Annotated in this window: 8 protein-coding genes and 2 pseudogenes; 7 read left to right on the forward strand and 3 right to left on the reverse strand. The window is 58.4% G+C overall.

Going from position 1 to position 12104, the window contains the following annotated elements; translation table 11 throughout:
* Positions 1–42: 42 nt before the first annotated feature.
* Entirely contained in the window at positions 43–378 is a 336-nt protein-coding gene (locus AC07RZ_RS02380) for a YnfA family protein (protein WP_494666740.1), read from the forward strand.
* A 222-nt stretch (positions 379–600) separates the two neighbouring features.
* Here AC07RZ_RS02380 and AC07RZ_RS02385 read toward each other — a convergent pair.
* Both AC07RZ_RS02385 and AC07RZ_RS02390 read right to left on the reverse strand, forming a co-directional pair.
* Positions 601–795, reverse strand: a pseudogene (locus AC07RZ_RS02385) (LysR family transcriptional regulator); the annotation flags it as partial.
* 34 nt (positions 796–829) lie between these two features.
* Positions 830–2290 (reverse strand): efflux transporter outer membrane subunit, encoded by a 1461-nt coding sequence (locus tag AC07RZ_RS02390; RefSeq protein WP_494666741.1) that lies wholly within the window; start codon positions 2288–2290, stop codon positions 830–832.
* A gap of 100 nt (positions 2291–2390) precedes the next feature.
* Between AC07RZ_RS02390 and AC07RZ_RS02395 the strand changes: the two genes are divergently transcribed.
* The 4 genes from AC07RZ_RS02395 (at position 2391) to AC07RZ_RS02410 (ending at position 8115) form a co-directional block, all read left to right on the forward strand.
* Entirely contained in the window at positions 2391–3008 is a 618-nt protein-coding gene (locus AC07RZ_RS02395; RefSeq protein WP_494666742.1) for a TetR/AcrR family transcriptional regulator, read from the forward strand.
* Between the two features lie 83 nt (positions 3009–3091).
* Positions 3092–4201: an efflux RND transporter periplasmic adaptor subunit gene (locus tag AC07RZ_RS02400; protein WP_494666743.1), complete on the forward strand. Its 1110-nt coding sequence runs from the start codon at positions 3092–3094 to the stop codon at positions 4199–4201.
* The gene (locus tag AC07RZ_RS02405) at positions 4198–7266 is read left to right on the forward strand and encodes an efflux RND transporter permease subunit (RefSeq protein WP_494666744.1); all 3069 of its coding nucleotides are present in this window, start codon (positions 4198–4200) and stop codon (positions 7264–7266) included. The genes AC07RZ_RS02400 and AC07RZ_RS02405 overlap by 4 nt, the downstream gene beginning before the upstream one ends.
* A 42-nt stretch (positions 7267–7308) precedes the next feature.
* Entirely contained in the window at positions 7309–8115 is an 807-nt protein-coding gene (locus tag AC07RZ_RS02410; protein ID WP_494666745.1) for an oxidoreductase, read from the forward strand.
* 47 nt (positions 8116–8162) lie between these two features.
* Here the strand turns inward: AC07RZ_RS02410 and AC07RZ_RS02415 are convergent.
* Positions 8163–8399: pseudogene (locus AC07RZ_RS02415) on the reverse strand (SDR family NAD(P)-dependent oxidoreductase); the annotation flags it as partial.
* Positions 8400–8706: 307 nt separating this feature from the next.
* Between AC07RZ_RS02415 and AC07RZ_RS02420 the strand changes: the two are divergent.
* On the forward strand, positions 8707–9285 hold the full coding sequence (locus tag AC07RZ_RS02420; RefSeq protein ID WP_494666746.1) for a hypothetical protein: 579 nt from the start codon (positions 8707–8709) through the stop codon (positions 9283–9285).
* Between the two features lie 272 nt (positions 9286–9557).
* The gene (locus AC07RZ_RS02425) at positions 9558–11975 is read left to right on the forward strand and encodes an alkaline phosphatase family protein (protein WP_494666747.1); all 2418 of its coding nucleotides are present in this window, start codon (positions 9558–9560) and stop codon (positions 11973–11975) included.
* Positions 11976–12104 lie beyond the last annotated feature (129 nt).

Below are 12104 nucleotides of genomic sequence, written 5' to 3' on the forward strand. Positions count from 1 at the left end.
TGGCCTTGCCTGCAACTCGCAGGAAACGTTCATAGGGTAAAAATGTTGGCATTCCTGAAGATTGGCGCCTTGTTCGCTATCACTGCTTTGGCAGAAATCGTGGGCTGTTATTTGCCTTGGCTGGTAATGAAACAAGGGAAGTCAGTCTGGCTCTTGGTCCCAGCTGCTGTGTCATTAGCTCTGTTTTCCTGGCTACTCACACTGCATCCGACAGCGGCTGGCCGGACTTATGCGGCATACGGTGGGATGTACATAGCGGTCGCTTTACTGTGGCTCCGATTTGTTGATGGAATTGTGCTGAGTCGTTGGGATGTTGCCGGTGCGGGGATAGCCTTGGTAGGCATGGCTGTGATTTCTTTACAGCCACAGCTGCAATAACCGTTTTTAGGCGAATTGAGTCCATCGTGACTGACCCAATTCGGCCAGGAGCTGCCGGTTACGGATGCGACCCGAAAGCAGTCAATCAGACCCCTCAAGTGTATGCTTATGCAGCAAATCCTGATTTGCTGCTTTTCGGGGAAGTCAGGACGGCACGAAACAATATCAAGGCACTGGGGACGCGGACGGCATGCTGTCTCAGACCTTCAATCAGGGCGGCGTCATATAAGCAATACCCGTCCAGGTCAACCGCGTGCGTCGTGTCGTCCGCTCGAACAACTGCGCGGCCAAGTGGGATTCCAGTTCCTTAATAGCCCGCTACAACGGCGACTGCTCGATGTGCAATCGCTCGGCCGCACGGGCGAAGTGTAATTCTTCAGCGGCCGCGGCAAAGCAGCGCAGGTAGCAAAATTCCATATGTTCTCGTCCGTCTCCGTTGACGCGTACTGTGCTACCTAATAGCTACCGCTTCGGATTCCTGAGGTTGCCAACCGCCGCCGAGCGCCTTGAATGCCGCGACCGCCGCGCGTGCGGATTCGGTTTGCGCTTGCGCTCGCATATCGGACGCACGTAGCAAATTCTCGTCGGCTTGCAGGACTTCGATAAGGCTGACGACCCCTTTCTGGTATGCCGCAAACGAGGCCCCCCGCGCTCGACTGAGAGAATCCACACCCTGACTGAGTATGCCGGCCTGATCTTCGCGTTTTACCAGGGCCGAGAATGCGTTTTCCACGTCTTCGGTGGCGCGCAGCGCGGCGAGCCGATAACCGGCTAGCGCCTCGGCTTCCTGGCCTTTGGCTAGGTCAATCTGCGCGTTGATGCGGCCGAAGTCGAACAGGCGCCAGCGAAGGCCCAGCACGCCGGCGGCTTGGCTTGCGCCACCAGTGAACAGGTTGCCGCTAGATAAAGATGTCGCGCTGCCGATCAGTCCGCTAAAGGAGAGCTTGGGGTAATACTCGGCGATCGCCATGCCGATACGCGCGTTCGACGCAGCCAGACGGCGTTCGGCCACGATCAGATCGGGCCGGCGCCTGAGCAAATCAGCCGGCGAGCCGGTTGATGCGATTTGCGGAGCGACCGGAATGACGCCAGCATTAGCCAGCTCCTCCCGATGCGTACCGGGCGGTGTGCCTAGCATCACGTCCAGCGCATTCATGGCTGTATCCAGCCCTGTTTCTAGGACCGGTACCGATGCCCGCACCTGGGCGAGCGCGCCCTCGACCTGCCGCACTTGAAGTTCGGCTGCCAATCCCTTGCCATAAAGCAGATTGATGGTTGAGAGTAGTTCCTGTTGCGTCTGTACCTGCCGGCGAGCAACATCTAAGCGAGTTTGCAGCCCGCGTATACTGATATAGATGTCGGCGGTCTGTGCCGCCACCGCCAATCGTGTCGCCGCCGCGCCAGCCTCCGAAGCCTGATACTCGGCCAGTGCCGCTTCCCGTCCGCGACGCAGGCCGCCAAATACGTCCAGCTCCCAGCCTACGCCGAGGTTGGCCTCATAGGCGTTGCCATAACGATCGAAATTGGGCCTTGAATTCAAGACTTGCCCCAATGGCGTTTCAACTGATTGGTAAGCTCGTGTACCTTGGGCATTGATGTTGCCGGAAGGCAGCAACGCGGCATTCGCGGCCCCGAGTCCTGCGCGCGCCTGGGCGACGCGAGCGGCTGCTTGCGCAAGATCCAAATTCTGCTCCAGCGCAAGCGTTACGAAGCGGGTCAATTGCGGATCGCCAAAACTTCCCCACCACACACTGAAATCGGCAGTGGCGTTGGCATGCCGTTGCTCAACTGCCGTTTGACCAAGGTAGCGGCCTGGCATGGGCGTGTCGGGCCGAATGTAATCCGGCCCGACAGCGCAACCCGCCGAAAGACTGGCGACGACCAACATGAGGAGAGTGCGTTTAAGTAGCATGGGTATCTTCCGCGAAGTGAAAGGGAGAAATTGTGAAGTGACTATATCATGAAATCGTCACTCGTTGTGCAAGTCGAAGATAAGGGGTAAGCTATTGAATATGAGCAAAGCAACCACTAATCCGGGCTCAGCCCGAGGCCCAGTCGATCACGAAGTGCGAGATCAAATTGTTGTCGCGGCTACCGAGCACTTCCGCCTGTACGGCTACGAAAAGACCACCGTCTCTGACCTTGCCAAGGCCATCGGCTTTTCCAAAGCCTATATTTACAAGTTTTTCGAGTCCAAGCAGGCCATTGGCGAACTGATTTGCGCAAATTGCCTGCACGAGATTGAAGCCGATGTCAGGGCAGCCGTTGACGGAGTCGACCGCCCACCAGAGAAACTTCGGCGCATGTTCAAGACGGGCGTCGAGTCAAGCGTTCGCCTGTTTTTTGAAGATCGCAAGCTCTATGACATTGCGGCTTCGGCTGCCACCGAACATTGGGAGGCGGTACGCACCTATGAGGGGCGCGTCAAGGCAATGTTGCAGGACATCCTGCGTCAGGGGCGTGAGACAGAGGAGTTTGAGCGCAAGACGCCGCTCGATGAAACGGCGACGGCGATTTACCTGGTCATTCGCCCCTATCTCAATCCGTTGCTTTTGCAGCAAAGTTTTGATTCCGCGGACGATGCCCCAGCGCAACTATCTAATCTGGTGTTGCGCAGTCTATCGCCATAAGCACCAAATATTGATGTGACCATTGACATAGTTGGTCACTAGTCCCAAAATAGAAATCCTGTTTAGCTCTTTATGGGATTTCTATGCTCCGCCGCCTCGTTTTCTCTGCCGCCCTATCTACATTGCCGTTTGCACTGGTCGCTTGTGGCGAAAAACCGCAATCCGATCCACGTACCGAAGCGCCGTTGGTACGTGCGGCTACCATTCAGGGCGCGGTCGCTGCATCACGTACGTTCACCGGAACCGTAGCCGCTCGGGTACAAAGCGATCTTGGTTTCCGGGTCTCTGGCAAGGTGTTGGAGCGGCTTGTGGACGCGGGGCAAACCGTTAAGCGCGGGCAACCACTCATGCGCATCGACCCCGTCGATCTGAAGCTTGCCGCGCATGCTCAGCAGGAAGCAGTCGCCGCAGCACGAGCACGGGAGCAGCAAACGGCGGACGATGAAGCCCGCTACCGCGACCTGCGTGGAACCGGCGCGATATCGGCTTCAGCCTACGACCAAGTCAAGGCTGCGGCAGATACTGCCAAAGCCCAGCTCAATGCGGCCGAAGCCCAAGCCGAAGTTGCTCGCAACGCGAGCCGATACACGGAGCTGGTAGCGGATTCCGATGGCGTCATCATGGAAACGCTGGTCGAACCCGGTCAAGTCGTCAACGCCGGACAAGTCGTGGTGCGTGTAGCCCATGCCGGACGCCGCGAAGCCATCATCCAATTGCCGGAAACCTTGCGCCCCGCGGTCGGCTCGGTAGGCCAAGCCAGGCTCTTTGGCAAAGAGGGCGTTATCGTTCCAGCCAAACTCAGGCAACTCTCGGACACTGCGGACCGGCTGACCCGCACCTTCGAGGCGCGGTATGTGCTGGACGGGGAGATGTCCAACGCCCCACTGGGCACAACGGTCAGCGTTCAGATCCCGGACGCACATCCCGCTGAGCAAGGCGGCCTGTGGGTGCCGATTGGCTCGCTGTTCGACGCGGGCAAGGGGGCGGGAGTCTGGGTCATCGAAGGCAAGCCAGCAAAGGTTTCCTGGCGGGCGGTCGCGGTCCAGCGACTGGACGACGACGGCGCGTACATTGCAGGTCAGCTCAAACCAGGTGACCGGATAGTCGCACTCGGCGCTCACCTGCTGCACGAAGGCGAGCAGGTGCGGGTGGCTGACCAGGCCGCCGCCGCAACCGTGGGAGTGCGGCCATGAGCGAAGGTCGCTTCAACCTGTCGGCGCTCGCCGTACGCGAGCGCTCCGTCACCTTGTTTCTGATCTGCCTGATCTCGTTGGCCGGGCTCATTTCCTTCTTCAAACTTGGACGAGCGGAAGATCCCGCGTTCACGGTCAAGGTGATGACCATCGTTACTGCTTGGCCAGGCGCCACCGCACAGGAAATGCAAGACCAGGTTGCCGAAAAGATCGAAAAGCGCTTGCAGGAACTACGCTGGTACGACCGGTCCGAGACCTACACCAGACCTGGTTTGGCCTTCACTACCTTGAACCTGCTCGACAGCACCCCGCCATCGGAAGTGCAGGGGGAGTTTTACCAAGCCCGAAAGAAAATCAGCGATGAGGCAAGCAACCTTCCGCCTGGCGTGATCGGGCCGATGGTCAACGATGAATACGCGGACGTCACCTTTGCTCTATTCGCACTCAAGGCCAAGGGCGAACCACAGCGTCTACTTGTACGCGACGCGGAGACGCTGCGTCAGCGCCTGCTGCATGTGCCAGGTGTAAAGAAGGTCAACATCGTCGGCGAGCAGTCCGAGCGCATCTATGTCGAGTTTTCGCATGAGCGCCTGGCAACGCTGGGCGTCAGCCCGCAGGAAGTATTCGCCGCACTCAATAGCCAGAACGCGCTGACGCCCGCTGGCTCCGTGGAAACCAAGGGACCGCAGGTGTTTATTCGCCTGGACGGTGCTTTCGATGAATTGCAAAAGATCCGCGATACGCCGGTCGTGGCGCAAGGCCGCACATTGAAGCTGTCGGACATCGCCACGATCAAGCGTGGCTATGAGGACCCGGCGACTTTCATGATCCGCAACGGCGGCGAACCCGCGCTGCTGTTGGGCATCGTCATGCGCGATGGCTGGAACGGATTAGACTTGGGCAAGGCGCTGGATAAAGAGGTCGGTGCGATCAACGCCGACATGCCGCAGGGTATGGGCCTGACCAAGGTCACAGACCAAGCCGTCAACATCAGCTCGGCGGTCGATGAGTTCATGGTCAAGTTCTTCGTCGCGCTGCTGGTGGTCATGGTGGTGTGTTTCGTGAGCATGGGCTGGCGTGTGGGTATCGTAGTCGCTGCGGCTGTGCCGCTGACGCTGGCGGCAGTCTTCATTGTGATGGCCGCGACCGGAAAGAACTTCGACCGCATCACGCTGGGCTCGCTGATCCTGGGACTGGGACTGCTTGTGGACGATGCCATCATCGCCATCGAGATGATGGTGGTAAAGATGGAAGAAGGCTACGACCGCATTTCCGCGTCTGCCTATGCGTGGAGCCACACGGCCGCGCCAATGCTCTCCGGCACGCTGGTCACGGCCGTCGGCTTCATGCCCAATGGCTTTGCCCGTTCCACCGCCGGCGAATACACCAGCAATATGTTCTGGATTGTCGGCATCGCACTGATCGCGTCGTGGGTAGTCGCCGTAGTCTTTACACCTTACCTTGGCGTCAAGCTGCTACCCGATCTCAAAAAAGTCGAAGGCGGCCACGACGCACTCTACGATACGCCGCGCTATAACCGCTTCCGCCAGGTGCTGGAACGCGTTATCGCACGCAAGTGGCTGGTCGCCGGTACTGTAGTGGGTCTTTTCGTTGTGGCTGTGCTAGGCATGGCAGTGGTCAAGAAGCAATTCTTCCCGATCTCCGACCGCCCCGAAGTGCTGGTCGAGGTGCAGATGCCCTATGGCACCTCGATCGGCCAGACCAGCGCCGCCACAGAGAAGGTGGAAGCATGGTTGGCTAAACAGCCGGAAGCGAAGATCGTCACGGCCTATGTTGGTCAAGGCGCGCCACGCTTCTACTTGGCAATGGGACCAGAACTGCCTGACCCGTCGTTTGCCAAGATCGTGATCCGCACAGACAACCAGGATGAGCGCGAGGTATTGAAAAAGCGGTTACGCAAGGCAATCGCCGAGGGTCTCGCCCCTGAGGCGCGCGTGCGTGTCACCCAGCTCGTATTCGGCCCGTACTCGCCGTTCCCGGTCGCCTACCGGGTCGCTGGCCCGGACCAGGACAAGCTACGCAGTATCGCGGCTGAAGTGCAACGGGTCATGGAAGCCAGTCCGATGATGCGCACAGTCAACGCTGACTGGGGCACGCGTACGCCTATGCTGCACTTCACCTTGCAGCAAGACCGTTTGCAGGCCGTCGGGCTGAGCTCCAGCGCCGTGGCGCAGCAACTGCAATTCTTGCTCAGCGGTGCGCCTGTCACCACCGTACGCGAGGACATCCGCACGGTGCAAGTCACGGCCCGTTCGGCTGGCGACAGCCGGCTCGACCTGGCGAAGATCGCGGACTTCACGCTGGCTGGCGCCAATGGCCAACGCATTCCGCTGTCGCAGGTGGGTAAGGTCGACGTGCGCATGGAGGAAGCAATCATGCGCCGTCGCGACCGGATGCCGACGATCACCGTGCGGGGCGACATCGCCGATAGCTTGCAGCCGCCGGACGTGTCAACAGCCATCACCCAGAAGCTCCAGCCCATCATGGACAAACTGCCTGGCGGCTACCGCATCGAGGAGGCCGGTTCCATCGAAGAGTCAGGAAAAGCGACGAAAGCAATGTTGCCGCTATTTCCCATCATGCTGGCAGTAACCCTACTCATCATCATCTTCCAGGTGCGCTCGATCTCCGCAATGGTCATGGTCTTTTTGACCAGCCCACTTGGCCTGATCGGTGTGGTGCCAACCTTGATTCTGTTCCAGCAGCCATTCGGCATCAATGCGCTGGTCGGCCTGATTGCACTGTCGGGCATCCTGATGCGCAACACGCTGATTCTGATCGGGCAAATCCGCCACAACGAACAGGCGGGATTGAGCCCATTCCATGCGGTTGTCGAGGCGACAGTGCAGCGTTCCCGGCCGGTGGTCTTGACCGCATTGGCGGCGATCTTGGCCTTCATTCCGCTTACCCATTCGGTGTTCTGGGGCACGCTCGCTTACACGTTGATCGGCGGCACATTTGCAGGGACGATCCTGACCCTCGTGTTCTTGCCGGCGATGTATTCCATCTGGTTCAAGATCCGGCCAGTCCCTTCGCCAGCCTGATCTGCCGTTCATCCCAATTCACACAACCAGAAAGGAACTGCTATGTCGAATTCTAACGTTGTCGTTGTTACCGGCGTGTCGTCGGGCATCGGGCGAGTCACCGCAGAGAAGTTTGTCAAGCGTGGTTGCCGAGTATTCGGTACCGTACGCAATACTGCAAAAGCACAGTCAATACCTGGTGTCGTGCTGGTGGAAATGGATATCCGTGACGAAGCGTCTGTTCAACATGGAATCCGGACCATCATCGCTGAGGCCAAGCGCATTGACGTGCTCGTCAATAGTGCAGGCGTGACCCTGCTTGGCTCGACGGAAGAAACGTCGATCGCCGAGGCTCAGTCGCTGTTCGATACCAATGTTTTTGGCATCTTGCGCACAACACAAGCGGTATTGCCGCACATGCGCGAGCAACGTTCGGGAAGGATCGTCAACGTCAGCTCAGTGCTGGGCTTCCTTCCGGCTCCGTACATGGGGCTCTATTCAGCATCCAAACATGCCGTTGAGGGCATGTCCGAGACCTTGGATCATGAGGTGCGCAAGTTCGGAATCCGTGTGGCGCTTGTCGAACCTTCCTTCACCAAGACCAATTTGGATCTCAATGCACCCCATGCGGCTTCCCAACTTTCAGCCTATGACGATGAGCGCAACGGCGTGTTCCGCGCAATTGAACAAAATGTCAAAGGCGCACCTGAGCCCGATGGTGTCGCGACCGCGATTGTCGATGCTGCTTTGGGTCCTTGGAGAATGCGGCGCACTCCGAAAGGCCAAGCATCTCTTCTGAGCAAATTGCGTCGCTTCATGCCTGCCGGCCCCGTCGATGCAAGCCTGAGAAAAACATTTGGACTCGCCTGAATAAGGATCGACGATGAAACCGAAGATGGATCGAAAGCATTGTTCGCGAGGATGTCGATACTGCCATACGCAGCCACCACCTTGTCGACCGAGGTCGTGATCTGATCGGGATCGGCGATGTCACATACCACGCCGAGCGCGATGCCGCCCGCTGCCTGAATGTCCGAGACGACGCGATCGACATTTTCGGCGGTGCGCGAAACAACGGCCACCTTCGCGCCTTCCGCTGCAAACAATTGGACGACATCGACCCGGTGCGACCGGCTCAGCACGGCCAAATCCATGGACGTCGCGTTCCCAACAGTAAAGTAGTACGCCGACTAACTCCATATGTGCCACCACTACGAACGTACTGCCAGTATTCATGCGGGTTTGTAAGAATCTCACCGCTTCCGCCAGATATTCTCATTAACCCCTTGATGTTTAAGGGGTTTTTGTTTTTCTGGCTCGTCTGGCACGCTATTCGGCATGCCATCTTTGTTTGGAACGGATTGGATGCGACTGGGTAGGCAGGGCGATTGGAATCGTGAAATATCCCTGTCATATCTTTCGGCTATCGTCGATGTTTAAATCCACTCTGGATAACTTTGTATGACAGCGTCGCGAGCTTACTCATTGTCCGCAGTTTTCATCAAGACCGCAAAAGGTCGCGAGGAAATTGCGCAGCGCACATTTGGTTTGTCGTCCCGTCAGCGCAGCGTCCTCATCGTGATGGATGGCACCAAGAATTTAGCCGCGCTCAAGGGAGTGATGCCGCAGAATGAATTGGACGATATCGTTTCTGTCCTCTCAACACATCTTTTTATTACTTTGTCCGAGGCAGAACCCAAAAAGGTGCAAGAGATTCCTGTTGCGAAGTCTTTTAGGCCTGCTCAGTTTTCTGCGCAGGAATCAATCGATGTTACGCCGCGACGAGTAGAAAACGCGCTGACTCAAGACGATACTGAAATCAGGAAAATTAAAGATTTTATGACCACAACGGCACACACGTATCTAGGTCTGCTTGCCGCTGACGTCATTCAACAGATTGAACGCGCTAAAACATCCGCCTCACTGAGGGCCGTCGTTGGGCAGTGGCATATGGCCTTGCGCAGCTCCAAGCACGGGAACCGGTTTGCCGGTCCATATCTTGAACAAGTCACTGCGGCTTTGGCAGCGAATGAAGGGTAGCTATTCCAGTAACCTCTCAAGGCTGCATAAAAGAGGATCAGCGACATCTTCATAACTCTCCTTTTATTTTCCGAACACAACACACTAAATCATCCGGCGCAATGGAATGCTCATTCTAAACAAGCGGTTTGTTGCTTTTTTCAGCTTCGGAAATTCCTGACATCAGGCAGTCACATTTCCTCGTGAGAATGCGGGTTTATCCAGATGCATGCCGCCTGCGGCGCTCATGCACTTTGGCTTGAACCTGACAATCATCCAATCACGGGATAACCATGAAACTTCGTTCCTTGGCGCTGGCATGCGCAACGCTAGCCTATCTGAGCGGCTGCAGCGGTGGCGGCGGAAATGCGCTTGGCGCTGGCGGCGCCACGGTCAACGGCGTTGCGGCGAGCGGTAAAGCGCTGGCCGGCGTCAATGTAACCATCACCGACAGCAGCGGCCAGAACGTACAGACGGCGTTGACCGACGCCAGCGGCAAGTTCACGCTGACGCTGAAAGGCAACGCGCCCTTTATCCTGACCGCGCCGTTTAACGACGCCGATGGCAGCGCTGCCACATTGTCTGCTGTCATCAATCCGAGCTCGACCCAGGTGGGTACCGTGCAAGCCAACCTGAATCCTCTGACCTCGCTGGTAACCCAGCGTGTGCTCGGCATGATCCCGAACGGCAGCCCGAACGCAGCCCAAATCAGCGCCGCCAAGATCAGCTCGGCCAGCATAGCGCAGGCGGTCAGCGATGTCTCCTTGCCGCTGCAGCCTTTGTTTGCCGCGCTGGGCGTGCCTGCCAGCGAGACCGGCGATCCGATAGGCAGCACCGCCTACCAGGCGATTGCAAGCGATCCGCTCGATAATCTGTTCGAGCTGGCGCGCTTTACCGTACATACCGGCCAGGTCGCGGTCGGCGCCGATGCCAATCGCGCGGTCCTGACGATCCCGGCCAGCGGCAGCGTCAGCGGCGCATTGCCGGCCAGCGCGATCCAGTCGCTGGTGGCGCTGAACAACGGCCCGACCACCACCCCGATCCAGAACGTTATCGTGATCGTCGGCGAAAACCAGACCTTCGATGCGGTATTCGGCGCTTATCAGCCGCCGCAAGGGCAGACCGTAAAGAATTTGCTGTCGCAAGGGATCATCAACGCCGACGGCACGCCCGGTCCGAACTTCAGCCTGGCGCTGCAAAACCAGGGGACTAGCCAGACTGCCTATACGCTTAACCCGGCCCGCGCCGGCGCTTACGCTAACCTGCCGCAACCGACCGCAATCGGCGAACTCAGCCCGCCGACCTTCCAGAATCCGGGCGGCGTGCCGGACACCCGTTTCCCGGCAAACCTGCCGAACGGCCCGTTCCAGCTGACCAAATACGTGGCTTACGGCACCGCCAACAGCGCGCTGACCGGCGATCCGGTGCATCGCTTCTTCCAGATGTGGCAGCAAACCGGCGGCGACAATGCCAAGCTGGATATGTTTACCTGGGTCGCCGCCACCGTCGGCCAGGGCGGCGACACCACCGGCATCACACCGAGCAATCCGGGGCAGGGCGGCGAGCTGATGAGCTTCCTTAACATGAACACCGGCGATGCGCCTTTCTTCAAATCGCTGGCGCAGCAATATGCCCTGAGCGACAACTATCACCAGAGCATCATGGGCGGCACCGGCGCCAACTTCTTCAGCATCGCTACCGGCGACCTGCCGTATTTCAACAGCGGCGGCGCAATTGGCGTGCCGCCGGCGAACCAGATCGAGAATCCGAATCCGCTGGCGCAAACCCCCAATTTCTATTCACAGGACGGCTACCAGGGCGGCTCTTACGTCAATTGTTCCGATGCGGGCCAGCCTGGCGTTGGCGCCATCCTGAATTTCCTGGGCAGCAAGAAGGTCAAGAGCAATTGCGAGGCCGGCAAATACTACCTGGTCAATAATTACAATCCGGGCTACGACATGAACGGCAATGTGCAGCCTATCGGTCCCAACAATTACAACTACCCGCCGCAAACCGTGCCGACCATCGCCGAAGGCCTGGCCAAGAAAAACGTCGGCTGGAAGTGGTATACGGGCGCCCGCGAAACAGCCGACGTCACCGCCGACGCCGCCGCCCTTGGTTTCCCGGTGTCGGTGACGCAAGGGGCCCAATACAACGCCATCGGCGATCCGCTGGTCGCGTCCAGCAACATCATGAACAGCAGCCTGAAATCGAACCTGGCAGGCCTCACCACCTTCTACAGCGACATCGCCAAGGGCAGCTTGCCGGCGGTTTCGTTCGTGGTCCCCAAGAACCTCGACAGCGGCCACCCCGGCTATTCAGCACCGGCGCGCTACGAGGCATTCCTGCAAGACCTGATCGCCAAGGTCAAGGCGAACCCGACGCTGTGGGCGCATACCGCGATCCTGGTCACTACCGATGAAGGCGGCGGCCACTTCGACACCGGCTACATCCAGAACGTCGACTTCTTCGGCGACGGCCCGCGCATCCCGTTCCTGGTAGTGTCGCCTTACGCCCGCACCGGCTTCATCGACCACACCTACTACGATCACTCATCGGTGCTGAAATTCATCGAGCGCAACTGGCGCCTGGCGCCGCTGTCGCCCCGCAGCCGCGACAACCTGCCTAACCCGGTCAGCCTCGCCGCCGACCAGTACCGCCCGGTCAACACCACCGCCATCGGTGACCTGATGGCAATGTTCAACTTCTGACCTGAAAAAATTAGGGTCAGAGTCGAATTAAAAAATGAGGAGCAGAGTCAAATATTTCCTCAAATAAAAATTCGACTCTGACCCTAATTTAAATGCGGCTTTATGGAAATGGGTTGAGAATCTTGGGCA

The organism is Collimonas sp. GW821-FHT07E08 (genome assembly GCF_059418905.1).